The sequence below is a fragment of the Allobosea sp. P2_B12 genome (assembly GCF_056404835.1).
The window spans coordinates 40698-59696 of record NZ_JBFUDG010000013.1; the positions used below are offsets into that span (position 1 = coordinate 40698).

At 67.5% G+C, this 18999-nt stretch carries 19 protein-coding genes; 16 read left to right on the forward strand and 3 right to left on the reverse strand.

What is annotated here, in order from left to right; all coding sequences use genetic code 11:
• Nucleotides 1-18: 18 nt before the first annotated feature.
• A complete protein-coding gene (locus tag AC1DYU_RS22885) occupies nucleotides 19-1203 on the reverse strand; it encodes an aminotransferase (protein WP_476793649.1) in 1185 nt (394 codons plus the stop codon).
• Between the two features lie 124 nt (nucleotides 1204-1327).
• On the opposite strand from AC1DYU_RS22885, the gene AC1DYU_RS22890 reads away from it, so the two are divergent.
• Complete coding sequence (locus tag AC1DYU_RS22890) at nucleotides 1328-2083, forward strand: SIR2 family NAD-dependent protein deacylase (RefSeq protein WP_476793650.1); 756 nt, start codon at nucleotides 1328-1330, stop codon at nucleotides 2081-2083.
• A gap of 30 nt (nucleotides 2084-2113) precedes the next feature.
• A complete protein-coding gene (locus AC1DYU_RS22895) occupies nucleotides 2114-2416 on the forward strand; it encodes a hypothetical protein (RefSeq protein ID WP_476793651.1) in 303 nt (100 codons plus the stop codon).
• A 7-nt stretch (nucleotides 2417-2423) separates the two neighbouring features.
• Here the strand turns inward: AC1DYU_RS22895 and AC1DYU_RS22900 are convergent, their stop codons facing one another.
• Nucleotides 2424-3056 carry a LysE family translocator gene (locus tag AC1DYU_RS22900; protein ID WP_476793652.1) on the reverse strand — a complete coding sequence of 211 codons (633 nt, stop codon included), beginning with the start codon at nucleotides 3054-3056 and terminating at the stop codon, nucleotides 2424-2426.
• Nucleotides 3057-3257: 201 nt separating this feature from the next.
• Between AC1DYU_RS22900 and AC1DYU_RS22905 the strand changes: the two genes are divergently transcribed.
• Nucleotides 3258-3869 (forward strand): cold-shock protein, encoded by a 612-nt coding sequence (locus AC1DYU_RS22905; protein ID WP_158487363.1) that lies wholly within the window; start codon nucleotides 3258-3260, stop codon nucleotides 3867-3869.
• 184 nt (nucleotides 3870-4053) lie between these two features.
• A complete protein-coding gene (locus AC1DYU_RS22910) occupies nucleotides 4054-4737 on the forward strand; it encodes an HPP family protein (RefSeq protein ID WP_476793653.1) in 684 nt (227 codons plus the stop codon).
• Between the two features lie 18 nt (nucleotides 4738-4755).
• On the opposite strand, the gene AC1DYU_RS22915 is transcribed toward AC1DYU_RS22910, so the two are convergent.
• Nucleotides 4756-5106: a HesB/IscA family protein gene (locus tag AC1DYU_RS22915; RefSeq protein WP_476793654.1), complete on the reverse strand. Its 351-nt coding sequence runs from the start codon at nucleotides 5104-5106 to the stop codon at nucleotides 4756-4758.
• Nucleotides 5107-5207: 101 nt separating this feature from the next.
• On the opposite strand from AC1DYU_RS22915, the gene AC1DYU_RS22920 reads away from it, so the two are divergent.
• The 12 genes from AC1DYU_RS22920 (at nucleotide 5208) to serS (ending at nucleotide 18948) form a co-directional block, all read left to right on the forward strand.
• The gene (locus AC1DYU_RS22920; RefSeq protein WP_476793655.1) at nucleotides 5208-6443 is read left to right on the forward strand and encodes a deoxyguanosinetriphosphate triphosphohydrolase; all 1236 of its coding nucleotides are present in this window, start codon (nucleotides 5208-5210) and stop codon (nucleotides 6441-6443) included.
• A gap of 55 nt (nucleotides 6444-6498) precedes the next feature.
• Nucleotides 6499-8262 carry an arginine--tRNA ligase gene (argS, locus tag AC1DYU_RS22925; RefSeq protein WP_476793656.1) on the forward strand — a complete coding sequence of 588 codons (1764 nt, stop codon included), beginning with the start codon at nucleotides 6499-6501 and terminating at the stop codon, nucleotides 8260-8262.
• 98 nt (nucleotides 8263-8360) lie between these two features.
• Entirely contained in the window at nucleotides 8361-10118 is a 1758-nt protein-coding gene (locus AC1DYU_RS22930) for an SPOR domain-containing protein (protein WP_476793657.1), read from the forward strand.
• Between the two features lie 242 nt (nucleotides 10119-10360).
• Complete coding sequence (locus tag AC1DYU_RS22935) at nucleotides 10361-11455, forward strand: TRAP transporter substrate-binding protein (RefSeq protein ID WP_476793658.1); 1095 nt, start codon at nucleotides 10361-10363, stop codon at nucleotides 11453-11455.
• A gap of 126 nt (nucleotides 11456-11581) precedes the next feature.
• Nucleotides 11582-12592: a beta-N-acetylhexosaminidase gene (gene nagZ, locus AC1DYU_RS22940; protein WP_476793659.1), complete on the forward strand. Its 1011-nt coding sequence runs from the start codon at nucleotides 11582-11584 to the stop codon at nucleotides 12590-12592.
• 58 nt (nucleotides 12593-12650) lie between these two features.
• The gene (locus AC1DYU_RS22945) at nucleotides 12651-13481 is read left to right on the forward strand and encodes a segregation and condensation protein A (RefSeq protein ID WP_158487370.1); all 831 of its coding nucleotides are present in this window, start codon (nucleotides 12651-12653) and stop codon (nucleotides 13479-13481) included.
• Nucleotides 13478-14185, forward strand: coding sequence for an SMC-Scp complex subunit ScpB (gene scpB / locus AC1DYU_RS22950; protein WP_476793660.1), 708 nt, complete (start codon nucleotides 13478-13480; stop codon nucleotides 14183-14185). Before AC1DYU_RS22945 ends, scpB begins: the two co-directional genes overlap by 4 nt.
• 239 nt (nucleotides 14186-14424) lie before the next feature.
• Complete coding sequence (locus AC1DYU_RS22955) at nucleotides 14425-15471, forward strand: ABC transporter ATP-binding protein (RefSeq protein ID WP_476793717.1); 1047 nt, start codon at nucleotides 14425-14427, stop codon at nucleotides 15469-15471.
• Between the two features lie 67 nt (nucleotides 15472-15538).
• Nucleotides 15539-15778 carry a twin-arginine translocase TatA/TatE family subunit gene (locus AC1DYU_RS22960; protein ID WP_476793661.1) on the forward strand — a complete coding sequence of 80 codons (240 nt, stop codon included), beginning with the start codon at nucleotides 15539-15541 and terminating at the stop codon, nucleotides 15776-15778.
• Between the two features lie 63 nt (nucleotides 15779-15841).
• Nucleotides 15842-16378: a Sec-independent protein translocase protein TatB gene (tatB, locus tag AC1DYU_RS22965; RefSeq protein WP_476793662.1), complete on the forward strand. Its 537-nt coding sequence runs from the start codon at nucleotides 15842-15844 to the stop codon at nucleotides 16376-16378.
• The gene (gene tatC, locus AC1DYU_RS22970; protein ID WP_158487374.1) at nucleotides 16375-17199 is read left to right on the forward strand and encodes a twin-arginine translocase subunit TatC; all 825 of its coding nucleotides are present in this window, start codon (nucleotides 16375-16377) and stop codon (nucleotides 17197-17199) included. The genes tatB and tatC overlap by 4 nt, the downstream gene beginning before the upstream one ends.
• Nucleotides 17200-17427: 228 nt before the next feature.
• Nucleotides 17428-18948: a serine--tRNA ligase gene (gene serS / locus AC1DYU_RS22975; protein WP_476793663.1), complete on the forward strand. Its 1521-nt coding sequence runs from the start codon at nucleotides 17428-17430 to the stop codon at nucleotides 18946-18948.
• Nucleotides 18949-18999: the final 51 nt, after the last annotated feature.

Here is an 18999-nt window from a genome sequence, read left to right on the forward strand (position 1 = left end):
ATGACGACCCAGGCGACCTCAAACCGAAAAACCGCGCAGCCTGTCGCTCAACTCACCGATCCGGTCGGCCGCGACATTTGCAATCGCGATGCGCAGATGCTGCTCCTGTCCCGGGCCGAAATAAGGGCCGGGCAGGGCCAGCACGCCGCGCTCCTCGACCAGCTTGCGCACCACATCGGCAGCGGGGACGCCAGCGAAGGGATGCGCGACATAGGCGAAATAGGCGCCGGCCGCGAGCACCTGCCAGTCATTGAGAGGGGCCATCGCCTCGCGGAACAGCGTCGCACGGGCATTGATCTCGCTGCGGTTGGCCTCGCGCCAAGCGCGGATGCCGGCGATGCCCCAGGTCACGGCCGCCTGGCCGGCGCGCACCGGGCTGATCTGGACGCAATCGAGCACCTTGGCGATCTCGGCCATGACGGACTCACCTGCCGTGATCGCGCCCAATCGCCAGCCCGGAATGGCATAGGCCTTCGAGAAGCTGTAAAGCCCGATCACCGAAGCCTGCCAGTTCGTTGTCGCAAAGACTTGATGTGGCGCGGCAACGCCAGCGGGCAGGAAATCGCGATAGGTTTCGTCGAGCACGAGCCAGAGCCCGCGCCGGACGCAGAGTTCGGCGAAGGCGGCGATCGTGGCGGGCGGATAGATCGCGCCTGTCGGGTTGTTGGGCGTCACCAGCACGATCGCACGCGTGCCGGCATCGATCAGCGCCTCGGCGGTTGCGACATCGGGCACGAAGCCCGCAGCGGGGTCGCAGGGCAGGGGGCGCGCCTCGATCCCGAGCATGCGAAGCGTCATCTCGTGGTTGAAATACCAGGGCGCCGGCAAAAGGATGCTCTGGCCGGCCCTCGCCACCGCCATCATCGTCATGACGAAGGCCTGGTTGCAGCCCGAGCTGATCGCCACCTCGGTCGGCTTGAAGCTTGTGCCGTAGGCCTGCGAGATCTCGGCCGCATAGGCCTCGCGCAGCGCCATGTCGCCGGTGATCGGGCCGTAGCGGGTGTTGCCGGGGTCGGCCGCCGCCTCGGACAGGCGCTGCAGCAGTTCCTGCGGCGGCGGCGAGCCCGGCACCGCCTGCGACAGGTCGACCAGCGGGCCGGAACGGCCGTCATAGGCGCGCGCCCAGCCTTGCGCCTGCGGGATCGGCGGCGTGCCGGTGTCGATGAGGTTGGGGTTCAGGAAGGCGGGCGCGGTCTGGAGCATGGTGGGCAGCTTTGGGACGCGTCCGGCTTTCCGTCAATCGACCCTGGCGCATGCCGGGCTATCGGCTTGGATGCGGCGCCGGATCGGGCCATATCTTGGACCGGGGGAGAAAGCGGAGCCACGCATGCAGGACGAGACCAATGAGGCCGTCGCGGCGCTGCACGCCATGCTCGACCGCGCCGCCTCCATCGTGGCCTTCACCGGCGCCGGCATCTCGACGGAATCGGGCGTGCCGGATTTCCGCACGCCGGGCTCACCCTGGATGGTCAACCAGCCGATCCCGTTCGAGGCCTTCGTGGGGAGTCGCGCGGCGCGCATCGAGGCCTGGCGGCGCAAATTCGCGATGGACGACCATTTTGCAGGCGCTGCCCCCAATGTCGGCCACCGGGCTCTGGCCCGCCTGGTGGCGCAGGGCCGTTCGCCCGCGATCATCACGCAGAACATCGACAATCTGCATCAGGCCTCGGGCGTGCCCGACGAGCAGGTCATCGAACTCCACGGCAACGGCACCTATGCGACCTGCCTGACCTGCGGCTGGCGGCATGAACTGGCGGCGATCCGCCCCGCCTTCGAGGCCACGGGCGAGCCGCCGGACTGCCTGATATGCGCCGGGCCGGTGAAATCGGCGACGATCTCCTTCGGCCAGGCGATGCCGCAGGCGCAGATGAGCCGGGCGCAGCAACTGGCTCTGGACGCCGAGCTTTTCCTCGTCGTCGGCTCGTCGCTGGTGGTCTATCCGGCGGCGACGCTGCCGATCATCGCCAAGAAGCAGGGCGCGACGCTGGTCATCGTCAACCGCGAGCCGACGGAGCTGGACACCATCGCCGATCTGGTGGTGCGCGCCGAGATCGGGGCGGTGCTGGGGCGGTTGGCGGAATAGGCAGAGACCTGCATGGGGAGGGAGGCGGCCATGGTGCTGATGTCGAAAACGGTCCTGATCGCCGTCGCCCTGATCGCAGGAAGTCCGGCCTTGGCCGCCGAGCGGATGACGACGATCAATCGGGAGACGTTTGTCTGCGTGAGCTGGGCCGGCTGGCACGAATACGGATTGGCCTCCCTGAGGCCCCGGGGAGCGCGGATGAGCAAGCACTGCCCGCGGCGTCTCGCCGCCGGGACGAAGGTCGTCGTCGTGGAGGAGGATGCGGGCGCGGGGGCTTCAGAGATCCGTTATCGCGGCAAGACCTGGTTCGTGGACGCCCAGCGCCTGAAGTGACCCTCCCTCACTCCCGCGACGCGACCGCGAGCCTCACCGCCAGCGCCCCGAACACGGCGCCCATCAGCTTCTGCGGCAGGCGCGCCAGATGCGGGCGGGCGGCGAGCGCGTGGCCGAGCCGGCTCGCGGTCAGGATGACCAGGCCGTTGGTCACCAGCCCCATCAGGTTGAGGATGGTCGCCAGCACCATCACCTGCAGCGCGATCGAGCCGGCCTCGGGTCTCAGGAACTGCGGCAGCAGCGCCAGCATGAACAGCGCCATCTTCGGGTTGAGCAGGTTGGTCAGCAGCCCCTGTAGGAAGATGCGACGCATCGGCACGGCTGCGTGGCTTGCGTCGGGAGCGAAGAGCGGCGTCTGCGCGCGCAAGGTCGTCCAGGCGAGCCAGGCCAGATAGGCCGCGCCCGCGAAGCGCAGGATGTCGTAGGCCGCCGGCACCAGCAGGAAGAGCTGCGACAGGCCAAATGCCGCCGCGAAGGCCTGGAGATAGCTGCCGGTAGCGATGCCGAGATAGGTCAGGAAGCCGGCCATGCGGCCCTGGCTCAGGCTGCGCGAGGCGATCAGCAGCATGTCGGGGCCGGGCGTCGCGGTCAGGACCGCGCAGGCGGCGGTGAACAGCGCCAGCGTCGCAAGATCGGGCATTGCATCCTCCAGCGGGGCGGTGTGTCGCGCCTGCCATGGTGTATCGCAAAACGGAGCTGCCGGACCAAGAATTCCTTGATCGCAGATGTGGAATTCCTTGATCGCGGATGTGGATGACGCGAAGCCGGCTGTATCGCGACTCCCCAGCAATGGTATCGTGACACCACGAATCAAGCCATTTCGGGCGGGGGTGGGTGGCAAATGTCCGACGAGTTCGGTGAGGGCGGACGGAGACCGATGGGGCCGATCCAGTCGCTCAATCGCGTGATGCGGCTCGACGAAGAAGGTCTCGGCAACGAGGCCGGCGTCGAGGTCAGCGGTCATGTCAAATGGTTCGACGTCAGCAAGGGTTACGGCTTCGTCGTGCCCGAGGATGGCGGCGCCGATGTCCTCGTCCATGTCACGATCCTGAAGCGCGACGGCTTCAACGCCATTGCAGAAGGCGCCCATATCGTTCTCGAAGCGATCGAGAAGCCGCGCGGCCGGCAGGCGGTGCGGGTCCTCTCGATCGACACCAGCGCGGCGCGCCACCCCGCCGAGATGCCGCTGGCGCGCACCAACGTCCAGGTCACGCCGACGAGCGGGCTCGAGCGGATGACGGTGAAATGGTTCAACCGCCTGCGCGGCTTCGGCTTCGTCTCGGCGGGCGAGAATGCCCCCGATGTCTTCGTCCACATGGAGACGATGCGCCGCTACGGGCTGGTCGAGCTGATTCCCGGCCAGGTCGTGCTGGTGCGCTACGGACCCGGACCCAAGGGCCTGATGGCCGCCGAGATCCGGCTCGAGCAGGGCGGGCCGCCGAACTCGCATTGAGCCGAACGGCAATCTGACAGGAGGAAAGGCGCCGGGAACGGCGCCTTTTTCATGTGCGGGCCATGCGCTGGCTGCATCGCCCGCGGCCATGTGCCGTGGTGTACATTATCCCAGATCTGGCGTTAAACTGGGCGGGCTGCTTATTATATAAGCATCTGATCCGTTCCTATCGCAGCGGGGCCCAGTGAAGCTGTTCAGACCCATCCTTGCCGGCGCGACCCTGTCCGAGCGCGTGATCGCCTGCGCCGGCGCCTTCGTCGCCGTGGCCCTGACGGCTACGGCAGCGGGCTTTGCCTTCTCGATGACCTCACCCTTGCTTGCGGCGCCGATCGGCGCCTCTGCGGTTCTGGTCTTCGCGGTTCCGGCCAGCCCCCTGGCTCAGCCCTGGCCGGTCATCGGCGGAAACACGATCTCGGCCATCGTCGGGCTTGGTGCCGCCTGGATGATTCCCGATGCCACCATCGCGGCGGCCTGTGCGGTGGCGCTGGCGATCGCCGTGATGTCGCTGACCCGGTCGCTGCATCCGCCCGGAGGCGCGGTCGCCCTGACGGCGGCGCTCGGCAGCCCCATCGTCGCGAAATGGGGCGCGTTGTTCCCGCTGGTGCCAGTGGCGCTGAATTCGCTGTCGCTGGTTGCGCTCGGGATGGCGTTCCACGCGCTGTCGCGCCGGTCCTATCCTCATCGTGCGCCGGCGCCGGCTGGCGCCGACATGAATCCGAATGGCCTCGTCGCCGCCTTCAGCCCCAAGGATATCGACGAAGCGGTGGCGCAGATGGGCGAGTCGCTCGATATCAGCCGCGACGATCTCGATCGGCTGCTGCGCTATGCCGAGGTCAATGCCGCACGCCGGCAGGCGCGCAACTCCTGACGCTGCCCGAATCGGCTGCTACAGCGCAAACGACGTCCCGCAGCCGCAGGATGAGGTCGCGTTGGGATTGGTAATCTTGAAGGATTGCCCGACGAGATCGTCGACGAAGTCGATCGTGCAGCCTTCGAGCAGGTCGAGCGAGGTCTCGTCGATCAGCACAGTGGCGCCGTCGCGCTCGATCACGAGATCGCCGGGCGCCTTCTCATGATCGACATCGAAGATGTACTGGAAGCCCGAGCAGCCGCCGCCGGCGACGCTGACGCGCAGCATCGAGCCCGGCGGCTCCTTGGCCATCACGGAGAGAATGCGGCTCGCGGCCTTGTCGGTGACGGCGATCCCGCGCGGATTGACCGCGAGCTCGATGGACATTCTGGCGATCTCCCGGAGCAGAAGCTCCTTGCACCTGAGTTGCCCACAAAGGTAATGGCAGCGCAGCGCTCCGACAAGCAGGGGCCGGCAACGGATCAGCCATGCCGCATCGACACGACGCCGAAGGCGGGCGCGAGCCGGGCGATCGCTGGCGGGCTCCTTACGCCTGCCGCACCGCAACGAGCCGCGGCCGGCTGGTCGCCGAGCCTGCCTCGCCAACGCGCAACCCGTTCCAGCGCGACCGCGACCGCATCATCCATTCGACCGCCTTCCGCCGCCTGAAGCACAAGACGCAGGTCTTCGTCTCGCATGAGGGCGACCATTTCCGCACGCGGCTGACGCATACGATCGAGGTCGCGCAGATCGCCCGCGCGCTGGCGCGGGCGCTCGGGCTCGACGAGGATCTGGCCGAGGCGCTGGCGCTGGCCCATGATCTCGGCCACACGCCCTTCGGCCATACCGGCGAGGACGCGCTCGATGCCTGCATGGCGGGCTTCGGCGGCTTCGATCACAACGCCCAGACGCTGCGGATCGTGACCCGGCTGGAGCGGCGCTATGCCGGCTTCGACGGTCTGAATCTGACCTGGGAGACGCTGGAGGGCCTGGTCAAGCACAACGGGCCGCTGCTCTTCGCCGATGGGATGCCGACCGAACGCTATGCTGCGACCGGCATTCCGGCGGCGATCGTCGAGTATCAGGCGCGGCAGGATCTCTGGCTCGACAGCTACGCCTCCGCCGAAGCGCAGGCCGCCGCGCTTGCCGACGACATCGCCTACAACGCCCATGACATCGATGACGGCTTGCGGGCAGGGCTGTTTGGCCTGTCCGATCTGCGCGCGGTGCCCTTCCTGGCGGAATTGCTCGACGAGATCGAGGCGTTGCATCCCGGGCTGGAGACGTCGCGCGCCACCAACGAGTTGGTGCGGCGGGTGATCACGCGCTTCGTCGAGGGTGTGATCGGGGAATCGCAGGTGCGACTCGCGGATTTGGCGCCGACTGACGCTGATGCGATCAGGCGGGCGGGCGCCCCCGTCATCGCCTTTCCCGCGGCAATCGAGACAGCAGATCGCGAGATCAAGGCCTTCCTCTATCCCAACATGTATCGCCATGCCCGGATCGCGCCGATCCGCGCGGAGGCTGCGCAGGTGGTGGCCGACCTGTTCGGGCGCTTCAGCGCCGATCCGGACCTGATGCCTCCCGACTGGGCGGCGGGCTGCGGCAGCCTCGACGCGCATCGCCGGGCGCGTCGCATCGCCGACTATATCGCCGGGATGACCGACTGGTACGCGCTCGACGAGCACCGCCGCCTGTTTGACGCGACCCCCACGCTGCGATAGGGCCGGGCTCTCCCGATCTTCCAGAACCTGCCTTTTGCAGCAGATATTGGCCGCCATGAACCTGTTCGAGACCTATTCCGCCCGCGTCAACGCCGCGCTTTGGCAGCTCGCCGAGCGTGGCGCCCTGCCTGCCGGGCTCGATCTCGGGCGCGTCGTGGTCGAGCCGACGCGCGACCCCGCCCATGGCGACCTTGCGACCAACGCCGCGATGGTGCTGGCCAAGGAGGCCGGCACCAATCCGCGCGCGCTGGCCGCGCTGCTGGTCGAGGAACTCGTCAAGGACGCCGCAATCGTCAAGGCCGAGATCGCCGGGCCCGGCTTCATCAACCTGACGCTGCAGCCGGCCGTCTTCACCGCGATCCTGAAGGACGCCGTCGAGCGCGGCGCCGATTACGGGCGCGGTGCAGCCAAGCCCGAGCCGAAGATCAATGTCGAATATGTCTCGGCCAACCCCACCGGGCCGATGCATGTCGGCCATGGCCGCGGCGCGGTGTTCGGCGATTCGCTCGCCAACATCCTCGCCTTCGCCGGCCATGCCGTGACGCGGGAATACTACATCAACGATGCCGGTGCGCAGGTCGACGTGCTCGCCCGCTCGGCCTTCCTGCGCTACCGCGAGGCGCTGGGCGAGACGATCACCATTCCCGAGGGCCTTTATCCCGGCGACTATCTGGTTTCGGTCGGGCAGACGCTGGCCAGGACCCATGGCGACGCGCTGCTGAACAGAGCCGAGGCGGAATGGCTGCCGGTGGTGCGGACCGTCGCGATCGACGGCATGATGGCGATGATCCGCGAGGATCTGTCCGCGCTCGGCGTCGTCCACGAGACCTTCTTTTCGGAGCGCTCGCTGCAGGCGCAGGACGGCAACCGCGATGCGGTGGCCGAGACGATCGACGATCTGCGCGCCCGCGACCTGGTCTATGAAGGCCGCCTGCCGCCGCCCAAAGGCCAAAAGGACGAGGACTGGGAGGATCGCGAGCAGACTCTGTTCCGAGCCACGCGATTCGGCGACGATGTCGACCGGCCGCTGCTGAAGTCGGATGGCAGCTACACTTATTTCGCCAACGACATCGCCTATCACCGCTCGAAGTTCACCCGTGGCTTCGACCAGATGATCGACGTCTGGGGCGCCGACCATGGCGGCTACGTCAAGCGCATGCAGGCGGCGGTGAAGGCCGTGACCCATGAGAAGGGCGCGCTCGACGTCAAGCTCTGCCAGCTCGTCAAGCTCCTGCGCAATGGCGAGCCGGTGAAGATGTCGAAGCGCTCGGGCGATTTCGTCACGCTGCGCGAAGTCATCGACGAGGTCGGCCGCGATGCGGTGCGCTTCATGATGATCTTCCGCAAGAACGACGCGACCTTGGACTTCGATCTTGCCAAGGTCGTCGAGCAGTCGAAGGACAACCCGGTCTTCTATGTCCAGTACGCGCATGCGCGCTGCGCCTCGATCTTCCGGCAGGCGCGTGAGGTGTTTCCCGATCTCGACCTTGCGCCCGCTGCGCTGGCGCGGGCCGACCTCGCCCGCCTCACCGACGAGGCGGAATTGGGTATCGTCAAGTTGATCGCGTCCTATCCGCGCATCATCGAAGGCGCGGCCGCCGCCCATGAGCCACATCGCGTGGCCTTCTTCGTGCATGAGCTGGCAAGCGCGTTCCATTCGCTCTGGAACAAGGGCAAAGACTCGCCGCAATTACGGTTCGTTAATCAAACTGATCGAGAGTCGACTTTGGCGAGGTTGGCGTTTGTGCATGCTGTGCGCAGCGTCCTTGCTTCCGGTCTGGCCGTCGCTGGAGTTGCGGCGCCGGACGAGATGCGCTGATGGCCACCTGGCCCTCAGTGCGCACAAGGTCAGATTGACCGCGCGGCGCGTTGGGCGTTCCATCCGTGTTGCCGGTCTGCGCTGGAATGGATCATGCCATGAGTGAGCCAGCTAGAAACCGTTTCGCCCTCGATCTCGAAGATCTCGAGCGCCAGCTTCGCAGTGCCGGACAGGCGCCCAAGTCAGGACAGGCGGCCGATCCGCTGGCCGAGCTGACGCGTATCGTCGATCAGGGCGATCCGCTGAAGGACATCTTCGGCCATCGCGGCCAAGCCGCCGCGCCCCAGCGGGTGCCCGCTTCGTGGCAGGCTCAGGCGCAGGTGCAATCGCGCCAGCAGGAGCCGTCGCGTCAAGAGCCGCCGCGTCAGGAGCCGTCTTTCGATCCGGTCCAGCAACTGCAGGCGGCCGCCGAGCAGTCGTCGCCGCCGGCCGAGCTGCGTGGCGCCCTCGACGAATTCGAGGCGCTGCTGCGCCGTACCGATGCAGTGCGGCCAGCCTCCGTGCCCGCCGAGGCAGCGCCGGCGCGGACCGAGCCGCGCTTCGGCCAGGACTACGCCGCTCAGGACTACGTGGCCCAAGACTATGCGGCCCAACAGTACGGGCATGAGGGTGAAAGCTTCGACCAGCCTGCGCCGCAGGCCTATGCGCGCCCCGCCGCCGTGCAGGGGTTGGCCCCGGCACCGCGCGACCTCGACGAGGAGCGCGAGCCCTATCCGTATCACGAGCAGCAGGGCGCATATGACGCGCAGCAGCATGCTGCCCTGCCGGCGGAAGACGAGATGCCGGATCTGGAGCCGCGCCGCTCGCGCAAGGGGCTCTATGCTGCTGCGGCCCTGATCGTGGTCGGTGTCGTCGGCGTCGGTGCCGCGATGTCGCTGCGCGGCACGACCACGCGCTCGGACGGACAGCCGCCGACCATCAGCGCCGCCAACGGGCCGACCAAGGTCGAGCCGGTCAATCCCGGCGGTGCCGATATCCCCAATCAGAACAAGCAGATCTATGAGCGTCCCGGCGACGCGCCGGTCGGGCAGACCAAGGTCGTCAGCCGCGAGGAGCAGCCCGTCGACGTGCAGCAGGCGGCGCGCTCGCTGCCGGCGCGCGTCGTGCTGCCGGGGCCGGGCTCGGGCGTCGCCACGACGCCCGCGGCCAATGCGCTGTCGCAGGCGCCGGCTGCTGCCATACGTGATCTGGTCCCGTCCGAACCCGCCCTGACGCCGGTGCCGCCGGTGCCGGGCCTGGGCGAGCCGCGCCGGGTCCGCACCGTCTCGATCCGGCCCGACGGCACGCCTGCGCCGGCCGCAAACAGCCCGACGACCTACACGGCAGCCGCGGCGCCGCTGTCCACGGGTTCGGCGCCGCCGGCCCGGCCGAGCGCGATCGTTCCGGCCGACCCGACGACCACGACGGCGACCACCCAGCCCCGCCCGCGCCCGAACAATGTCCAGGTACAGGAGCCGGCCAAGGCTCCCGAGCCCGCAAAGGTTCAAGAGCGCGCCGCGACGCCGGCTCCGGCGACGACGCCTTCTGCTCCGATGCGCATCGCCTCCGCTCCGGCCGCGCAGACGCCTGCCGCTCCGGCACCCTCGACCGCCGGCATTCGCAGCGGAACCGGCGATTTCGTGGTGCAGCTCGGCGCTCCCGGCAGCGAATCGGAGGCGCGTGCAACCTTCGCCGCGCTCCAGCGCAAATATCCCGAGCAGCTCGGCGGCCAGCCGCCGATCGTGCGCAAGACCGAACTTGCCGGTGGCAAGACGGTGTTCCGCCTCCGTGTCGGGCCGTATTCTCGCGAGGACGCGACGACGATGTGCACCGCGCTGCAGTCCGCCGGCGGGCAGTGCTTCATCGCCAAGAACTGACACCGAAGAACTGATACGGGCAGCGCCAGCCGCCCGCATCGCGATCACCTCGTGACCTACGAACCGGCGGCGCCCTGCGTCGCCGGTTTTTAGTTGGCGTTTGGTGCAATGCCTCCCGGCGAGACGGTCGATGGTTGCCGGTCCGGTTTCATGCGATGAGCGCCGCGGCAGAGTCGTTCAGGCATCTCGCAGGATATCTCGCGAAGCCACGGCCGAAGACCGTAAAGGACCAGGAGGACACCATGGATCGTCGCAATTTCGTCAAGACCGCCGCCACAGGCGCCGCCGGCAGCGCCCTGATCGCCGCGCCCGCGATCGCGCAAGGCCAGCCCAAGATCTCCTGGCGCCTCACCTCGAGCTATCCGAAGAGCCTGGACACGCTGTTTGGCCTGTCGACCCAGGTCGCCAAGCGCGTCGCAGAGGCGACCGACGGCAATTTCCAGATCCAGGTCTTCGCGCCGGGCGAGATCGTGCCGGGCCTCCAGGCCCTCGACGCCGTGCAGAACGGCACGGTGGAATGCAGCCACACCCTGTCGAGCTTCTATATTGGCAAGGACCCCGCCTTCGCCTTCGAGACCTCGCTGCCCTTCGGCTTCAACACCCGCCAGCAGAACGCCTGGCTCTATTCCGGCGGCGGGCTCGAGCTCTGCCGTGCCTTCATGCAGAAATTCAACATCCACACCATCCCGTCGGGCAATACGGGCGCGCAAATGGGCGGCTGGTTCCGCAAGGAGATCAAGTCGCTGGAGGATCTGAAGGGCCTGAAAATGCGCATCGCCGGCATGGGCGGGCAGATCATGGCCAAGCTCGGCGTCGTGCCGCAGCAGATCGCCGGCGGCGACATCTATCCGGCGCTGGAGCGCGGCACGCTCGATGCGGTCGAGTTCTCCGGTCCGCTCGACGACGAGAAGCTCGGCTTCCAGAAGGTCGCGAAGTACTATTACTATCCCGGCTTCTGGGAGGGTAATGCCAACGTCTCCTTCCTGGTGAACCTCGAGAAGTGGAACGCGCTGCCAGCCTCCTACAAGGCCATCGTGGAAGCCGCTTGCGCCGAGGCGAACGCGCTGTGCGTCGCCAAATACGACCACGGCAATCCCGACGCTCTCGTGCGTCTGGCCGGCACCGGCGCCGAGCTGCGGCCCTTCCCGCAGGAGGTCATGCTGGCGGCGTTCAAGGAGGCCTTCGCGATGTATGCGGAGCTTGCCGCCTCGAACCCGAACTTCAAGACCTTCTACGATTCCTTCCTGCCCTACTGGAAGAAGGAACAGCTCTGGTTCCGCATCGCCGAGCTGCCTTTCGACGCCTTCAACGCCCAGATGTCGGCGCAGATGCGCTGAGGATACTTAGGGCTGACGGCGGACGGGTTTTGACACCCTGCGCCGTCATCCCGGCGCTCCGCTTCGCTCCGGCCAGGATGACGGTAGAGGCTTGACCGTCATCCTTCGCCTTCCTACCCCTGAGCCATGACCTCACGCGCCTTCATCGCCGGCTGCCTCGGCACGAGCCTGACCCAAGACGAGCGCGCCTTCTTCAGGGACGCGCGGCCCTGGGGTTTCATCCTGTTTCGGCGCAACACGCAGGACCCAGAGCAGATTGCCGCCCTGACGGCGCAGATGCGCGAGACAGTCGGTTGGCACGCGCCGATCCTGATCGATCAGGAGGGCGGCCGGGTCCAGCGCATGGCGCCGCCGCACTGGCCGAAATATCCGCCCGCCCGCGCTTTCCTTGGGATCAACGATCCCGTGCAGCAGCGCGAGATCGTGCGGCTCTCGGCGCGGCTGATGGCGCATGACCTCAAGACTGTGGGCATCGATGTCGACTGCCTGCCCGTGCTCGACGTGCCCGTCGCCGGCAGCCACGACGTCATCGGCGACCGTGCCTATGCCCATGAGCCCGACATGGTGGCGCGGCTCGGGCGCGCGGCCGCGGAAGGGCTGATGGCCGGCGGCGTGCTGCCGGTGATCAAGCATATGCCCGGACATGGCCGCGCGCGGGCCGACAGCCATCACCATTTGCCCGTGGTCGAGGCCTCGCTGGACGAGCTTCGGGCCCATGACTTCCGGCCCTTCCGACATCTCGCCGATATGCCGATGGCGATGACGGCGCATGTCGTCTTCACGGCGCTCGACGCGAAGAACCCGGCGACGGTGTCGCGCAAGGTCGTGCAGGAGATCATGCGCGGCGAACTCGGCTATGACGGGCTGATCATGACCGATGACATCTCGATGAAGGCGCTGTCGGGCGGCTTCGCGCAGAAGGCGAGTGCGGCGATCCGGGCTGGCGTCGATGTCGTGCTTCACTGCCATGGCATCATGGACGAGATGGTGGCGATTGCCGGCGCCGTGCCGGAGATGAAAGGCCACCGCGCCCGCCGCGCCGCAATGGCGCTGGCGCGCATCCGGCACGGGCCTGAGCCGCTGGATGTGGACAGCGCGCGGGCGCAGCTCGCGAGCGCGCTTGCCTTGAGCGCCTGAACCGTCGAACCTGCGGCGCTCACGCGTCTTTCGCGTGAGCGAGAGGGGGCGGCCATCCATGGCGGCGCAACTGCCATTCGAGGATGACGGCCCGCGCCGGGACGACGAGCCGGCGCTGCTCGTCGATGTCGACGGCTATGAAGGGCCGCTCGACCTGCTGCTCGATCTCGCAAGGCGGCAGAAGGTCGATCTGCACCGGATCTCGATCCTGGCGCTGGCCGAGCAGTATCTCGTCTTCGTCGAGCAGGCGCGGGCGCTGCGGCTGGAACTCGCGGCCGACTATCTCGTGATGGCGGCCTGGCTGGCCTATCTCAAATCGCGGCTTTTGCTGCCGGAACCGCCCAAGGGCGAGGAGCCGAGCGCGGCCGATCTCGCAACGGCTCTCGCCTTGCGCCTGCGCCGGCTGGAGGCGATCCGGGCGGCGGCGCGCAAGCTCGCCTCGCGCGAGCGGCTGGGACAGGACGTCTTCGCGCGAGGCGCGCCGGAAGCAATCGTCGCCGGCGCCCGGCCGGTCTGGGAGGCGGAACTCTACGACCTGCTCTCGGCCTATGCGCAGCAGCGCCAGAAGCGGGTGCAGGGCCATATCTCGGTGGGCCAGCGTGTGGTCTGGTCGCTGGTCGAGGCGCGCGAGGCGCTGCAGCGGCTGGTCGGCGAGGCCGGCGACTGGACCGAGATCGACCCTTATCTGACCCGCTACATGTCGTCGCACGGCCTGCCCGCGCGGGAGATGGCGGCGACGGTGCGGGCCTCGGCGCTGTCTGCGATGCTGGAGATGGTCAAGGAAGGCGTGCTCGATCTGCGCCAGGACGACGCCTTCGCGCCGCTCTATCTGCGCCGCCGCTCGGCCCGCCCGCCGGTGCTGCCGCTGGCCAGCCGGGATGCCTCATGACGGTCGCGATGACGGAGCCTTTCGACGAGGACGAAGATGGCGGCGGGGCCGAGGCCTTCGCGCAGGCGACCCGCGTCGTCGAGGCGCTGCTGTTTGCCTCCGCCACGCCGCTGTCGGCCGAGGTGCTGGCGCATTCGGTGCCGTCGGGCATCGCCATTGATCAGGTGCTGGCGCGGCTGGTCGCGCTCTATGAGCCGCGCGGGGTCAATCTGCGCCAGCTCGCCGGGGGCTACGCCTTCCGCACCGCGCCCGACCTCGGCTATCTCCTGGCGGCCGAGGCCGAGCCGCCGCGCAAATTGTCGCGGGCGGCGCTCGAGGTGCTGGCGATCATCGCCTATCACCAGCCGGTGACGCGGGCCGAGATCGAGGAGATCCGCGGCGTCGCCACCGCCAAGGGTACGCTCGACATTTTGCTGGAGGCCGGCTGGGTGCGGCTGCGCGGCCGGCGCCGCTCGCCCGGGCGTCCCGTGACCTTCGGCACGACGCCCGGCTTTCTCGATCATTTCGGGCTCGACCGGATCGACGATCTGCCTGGTCTGGAGGAATTGAAGGGCTCGGGCTTCATCGAGGGACGGCTGACGCGCGACCTCGCCGTGCCGGTTCCCGACGACGATCCGGACCTGCGCGCCGATGAGGATCCGCTCGGCGACCTGTTCACGCCGCTTGACGACGGCGACGGTGGGCCGCATGGGGCGGGCGAGTAGGGCGGGGCGGTTTCACGCCGTTTCCGCCACCGTCATCCTGGACAAGCGGCGCAGCCGCGCAGATCCGGGATCCATCATAGGGCGATGTCGCGCCCTATGATGGATCCCGGGACGACCTGCGGTCGCCCAGGATGACGGCGGAGGCTTTTGCAAGTTCGGAGCATTCCTTGGCCGTCAACGAGACCAAATCGCGCTGGTTGAGCTGGGGCCGACGCGGCACGGCAGGCGCCGCCATCCCGATGGCGCTGGGTTTTGAGGACGTCACCCAGCGCTTCGGCGAGGTCACGGCGCTGAAGGACGTCTCGCTTGCGATCGAGCCCGGCGAGATCGTCGCCCTGCTCGGCCAGTCGGGCTGCGGCAAGACGACCCTGCTGCGGCTGGCGGCCGGCGTCGAGCGGCCGAGTGCCGGGCGGGTGCTGCTGGAGGGCCGGGACGTCTCGTCGCAGGGCTCGTTTGTCGAGCCGGAGCAGCGCGGCGTCGGCCTGGTCTTTCAGGACTACGCGCTGTTTCCGCACCTGACGGTGCGCGAGAATGTCCGCTTCGGGCTGAGCCGCCGCAGCGAGAGCGAGGCCTCCATCGACGCGACGGCACTGCGGGCCATCGCCCGCGTTGGCCTGGCCGATCTCGCCGAATCCTATCCGCATATGCTCTCGGGCGGCGAGCAGCAGCGGGTCGCGCTGGCGCGCGCCGTGGCGCCGCGCCCCGGCGTGCTCTTGATGGACGAGCCGTTCTCCAATCTCGACCGGCGCCTGCGCGACGTCGTCCGCGACGAGACCGCAGCTCTCCTGCAGGAAACCGGCGCGACCTCGATCATCGTGACGCATGACCCCGAGGACGCGATGCGCATCGCCGACCGGATCGTGCTGATGCGGGCCGGTGAGATCGTCCAGATCGGCACCGGCGAGGAGCTTTACCGCAAGCCCGGCAGTCTCTTTGCCGCCCGATTCTTCTGCGATTTTACGGAGGTTCCCGGGACGGTCTTGCGCGGCGCGGTGGAGACGCCGTTCGGGCGCTTCCCGGCGAAGGGGATGGCTGAGGGTGCCGAGGCGGTGGCCTGCATCAGGCCCCATGCGATCCGGATCGTACCGAACGGTTTCTGCCTGCCGGGCCGGGTGGTGAGCCGGCGCTTCCTCGGCGAGGTCGACCATCTCTTGATCGCGGTCGACGGCTTCGAGCGGCTGCTCTCGGTGCGCGCCTCGCTGGCGGGCGCGATCGCCGAGGGCGACGATGTCGGGCTCGATATTCCCACCGACGAAGTTCTTGTGTTCCCTGCGGGGTACACATAGGTTCCGCCGCAACAGCTTGATCCGGGGTCGCAATCCCCCGGCAACACTTGAATTGAGGGAGTTCGCCATGGGTGGCGTCAGTATCTGGCACTGGATCGTCGTCGGCGTCATCGTGATGCTGCTGTTCGGGCGCGGCAAGGTTTCCGAGCTGATGGGCGACGTTGCCAAGGGCATCAAGTCGTTCAAGAAGGGCATGGCGGAGGACGACACCCCGCCGCCGCCGAGCGCCTCGACCCCCGTCGATCCCAAGATCATCGACGCGCAGGCCACCAATCCCGCTCCGGCCAAGGCCGAGACCAAGGCCTGAGGCCGAGCCGCTCGCTACTGGCGAGAGCAAGCCTTCGTGAAAGGCTGAGAGGACGAGCCGTCGATGTTCGACATCGCCTGGAGCGAATTCATGCTGATCGGGGCGGTCGCGCTCGTCGTGATCGGCCCCAAGGATCTGCCGAAAGCCATGCGCACCGTCGGCCAGGCCGTCGGCAAGATTCGCCGCATGGCCTCGGAGTTCCAGGGCCAGTTCAACGATGCGATGCGCGAGGCCGAACTCCACGACCTGAAGAAGGAGGTCGAGGATATCGGCGGCTCCGTGTCCAGTTCGCTGAATACCGACTTCAAGCCGATCGAGATGCCGGCTTCGAGCGGGCTCGACGATGCCGCGCTGAAGGAGGCCGAGGCCAAGCTCGCCGCGATTCCCGCGCCCGAGCCGCTGCCGCCGGTCGAGATTACGCCGGGCGACATTACGGCGCCTGCCGAGCCGTCGCCCGAGGCCAAGCCGAAGCGTGCCCGCAAGGCGGCCCCCGTCGAGGTCGCCGCCGAACCCGCATCGCTGCCCGAGCCCGCGCCGGCCAAGGCGCCGCGCAAGCGCAAGACCGCAGCCGCCGAACCGGGTGAAGGGAGCGCGGCATGAGCGTCGCCAATCCACGCGACGGCGAGGACGAGATCGAAGCCTCGCGCGCCCCGCTGATCGACCATCTGATCGAATTGCGCGCCCGGCTGATCAAGTCGCTGATCGCCTTTCTGGTGATGTTCTTCATCTGCTACGCGTTCTCGACGCAGATCTACAATCTTCTGCTGCAGCCCTATATCTGGGCGGCCGGGTCCGGCACGAACGCGCCGTTGCAGTATACCGCGCCGCTCGAACTATTGTTCACGCATATCAAGATCGCGGCCTTCGGCGCGGGCTTCTTTGCCTTCCCCGTGATTGCGACGCAGATCTACAAATTCGTCGCGCCGGGGCTGTACAAGAACGAGCGGGCGGCATTTGCGCCCTATCTCGCTGCGACGCCGATCTTCTTCGTTGCCGGCGCTGCCTTGGTGTTCTTCTTCGCCATGCCGGTGCTGATGAAGTTCTCGCTCGGCATGCAGCAGGTCGGGACCGAGACGCAGGCGAGCATCGTTCTCGTGGCCAAGGTCAGCGAATATCTCTCGCTGATCATGACGCTGATCTTCGCCTTCGGCATCTCGTTCCAGCTGCCGGTGATCCTGACCCTGCTCGGCCAGGCGGGCATCATTGATTCGGCGTTCCTGAAGGACAAGCGCCGTTACGCCATCGTCTTCGTCTTCGTGATCGCCGCCGTGCTGACTCCGCCCGACGTGATCTCGCAGCTCATGCTCGCCGTGCCGATGCTGCTGCTCTACGAGCTCTCGGTGTTCTCGGTGCGCCATGTCGAGAAGAAGCGCCTGGCGAAGAAGGCGGCCGACGACGCGGCTGACGCGGCGAGCGAGTAGTCCAACCTTCTCTGTAAGGCTCCGCCGTCATGCTCGGCCTTGTGCCGGGCATCCACGGCTCGACCACCGCATTCGCCGAAGGAAGACGTGGATGGTCGGGACAAGGCCGACCATGACGGGGAGGGGATGATCGTCGGCTCGTTCCGCCACGATCCCTGTTCCCTCGCGCGCGATCCCGGTCTAGAGCATCACGCTGTTCCCCGAACGTGACGGCGTGGCCTGACGACGATGTACGACATCAAATGGATTCGCGAGAACGCCGAGGCGTTCGACACCGGCTTGAAGCGGCGGGGGCTCAAGGCCCTGTCGGCCTCGCTGCTCGCGCTGGATGAGACACGCCGCTCGGCCATCGCCAAGGCCCAAAGCTCGCAGGAACGCCGCAATGCCCTCTCCAAGGAGATCGGCAAGGCGATGGGCGCGAAGGATGTCGCGCTCGCCGACAGCCTGAAGGCCGAGGTGGCTTCCTTGAAGGAATTGCAGCCGGCGCTGGAAGCGGAAGAGAAGGCGGCGAAGGCGAAGCTGGACGAACAGCTCGCCGCGATCCCCAACACGCCCAAGGACGAGGTGCCGGATGGTGCCGACGAGCACGGCAATGTCGTCAAGTCGGTGCATGGCGAAGCACCCGAAAAGACGGGCGGGCGGCTGTTCGGCCAGAATTTCGCGCCCAAGGAGCATTTCGAGCTCGGCGAGGCGCTCGGCCAGATGGATTTCGAGACGGCGGCCAAGCTGTCGGGCTCGCGCTTCGTCGTGCTGGAGCGCCAGATCGCGCGCCTGAGCCGGGCGATCGGACAGTTCATGCTCGATACGCATACGGAGGAGCACGGCTACACCGAAGTGATGCCGCCGCTGATGGTCAAATCGGCCGCTATGTTCGGTACGGCTCAGCTTCCAAAATTTGCCGATGATCAGTTTTCCGCTGCGCCACCTTTGAGTTTTGCGATCGACTTTACGTCGCGGATTGCAAGAGGCGACTTCGATGGATTCATCTCAGAGTTTTCTGAGTATCGGCGCCGATTGTTTGCGGATGCGGGAAATGTCCGGAACGAAAACGGAGCACTATCTGTGGACGTGAGCCGCGAGTTCGCGGACGCTCAAGCCCGCTTTAGGGAGCGTATGGCGCCACTAGCACAAGATGCGCCTCTGCACTGGCTCATCCCCACCGCTGAAGTTCCGCTCACCAACCTCGTGCGCGAATCGATCCTCTCCGAGGAAGAGCTGCCGCGCCGCTACACCGCGCTCACCCCCTGCTTCCGGGCCGAGGCTGGCTCGGCCGGGCGCGATACGCGCGGCATGCTGCGGCAGCACCAGTTCGAGAAGGTCGAGCTGGTCTCGATCACCACGCCCGAGACATCGGCGCAGGAGCATGAGCGCATGCTTAGCTGCGCCGAGAACGTGCTCAGGAAGCTCGACCTGCATTATCGCGTGATGACACTGTGCACCGGCGATATGGGCTTCGCCTCGCAGAAGACCTACGACATCGAGGTCTGGCTGCCCGGCCAGAAGACCTATCGCGAGATTTCGTCCTGCTCGGTCTGCGGCGATTTCCAGGCGCGCCGGATGGATGCGCGCTACCGGGCCAAGGAAGGCGGCGCGCCGCGCTTCGTCCACACGCTGAACGGCTCGGGCACGGCGGTCGGCCGGGCGCTGATCGCGGTGATGGAGAACTACCAGAACGCCGACGGCTCGATCACCGTGCCCGACGTTCTGGTGCCCTATATGCGCGGCGTGACGCGCATCGAGAAGGCGTGATGCTGCAGGCTTGCGGATTTAAGCACGGGGAACCCTCTCCCGTAGGGAGAG

Excerpts from the sequence above, each read along its gene's own strand:
- AC1DYU_RS22885 (WP_476793649.1), bottom strand. The coding sequence starts at position 1,203 with ATGCTCCAGACCGCGCCCGCCTTCCTGAACCCCAACCTCATCGACACC.
- serS (WP_476793663.1), top strand. The coding sequence starts at position 17,428 with ATGTACGACATCAAATGGATTCGCGAGAACGCCGAGGCGTTCGACACC.
- scpB (WP_476793660.1), top strand. The coding sequence starts at position 13,478 with ATGACGGTCGCGATGACGGAGCCTTTCGACGAGGACGAAGATGGCGGC.
- AC1DYU_RS22955 (WP_476793717.1), top strand. The coding sequence starts at position 14,425 with ATGGCGCTGGGTTTTGAGGACGTCACCCAGCGCTTCGGCGAGGTCACG.
- tatC (WP_158487374.1), top strand. The coding sequence starts at position 16,375 with ATGAGCGTCGCCAATCCACGCGACGGCGAGGACGAGATCGAAGCCTCG.
- AC1DYU_RS22935 (WP_476793658.1), top strand. The coding sequence starts at position 10,361 with ATGGATCGTCGCAATTTCGTCAAGACCGCCGCCACAGGCGCCGCCGGC.
- nagZ (WP_476793659.1), top strand. The coding sequence starts at position 11,582 with ATGACCTCACGCGCCTTCATCGCCGGCTGCCTCGGCACGAGCCTGACC.
- AC1DYU_RS22930 (WP_476793657.1), top strand. The coding sequence starts at position 8,361 with ATGAGTGAGCCAGCTAGAAACCGTTTCGCCCTCGATCTCGAAGATCTC.
- argS (WP_476793656.1), top strand. The coding sequence starts at position 6,499 with ATGAACCTGTTCGAGACCTATTCCGCCCGCGTCAACGCCGCGCTTTGG.
- AC1DYU_RS22945 (WP_158487370.1), top strand. The coding sequence starts at position 12,651 with ATGGCGGCGCAACTGCCATTCGAGGATGACGGCCCGCGCCGGGACGAC.
- AC1DYU_RS22905 (WP_158487363.1), top strand. The coding sequence starts at position 3,258 with ATGTCCGACGAGTTCGGTGAGGGCGGACGGAGACCGATGGGGCCGATC.
- tatB (WP_476793662.1), top strand. The coding sequence starts at position 15,842 with ATGTTCGACATCGCCTGGAGCGAATTCATGCTGATCGGGGCGGTCGCG.
- AC1DYU_RS22920 (WP_476793655.1), top strand. The coding sequence starts at position 5,208 with ATGCCGCATCGACACGACGCCGAAGGCGGGCGCGAGCCGGGCGATCGC.
- AC1DYU_RS22960 (WP_476793661.1), top strand. The coding sequence starts at position 15,539 with ATGGGTGGCGTCAGTATCTGGCACTGGATCGTCGTCGGCGTCATCGTG.
- AC1DYU_RS22895 (WP_476793651.1), top strand. The coding sequence starts at position 2,114 with ATGGTGCTGATGTCGAAAACGGTCCTGATCGCCGTCGCCCTGATCGCA.
- AC1DYU_RS22915 (WP_476793654.1), bottom strand. The coding sequence starts at position 5,106 with ATGTCCATCGAGCTCGCGGTCAATCCGCGCGGGATCGCCGTCACCGAC.
- AC1DYU_RS22890 (WP_476793650.1), top strand. The coding sequence starts at position 1,328 with ATGCAGGACGAGACCAATGAGGCCGTCGCGGCGCTGCACGCCATGCTC.
- AC1DYU_RS22900 (WP_476793652.1), bottom strand. The coding sequence starts at position 3,056 with ATGCCCGATCTTGCGACGCTGGCGCTGTTCACCGCCGCCTGCGCGGTC.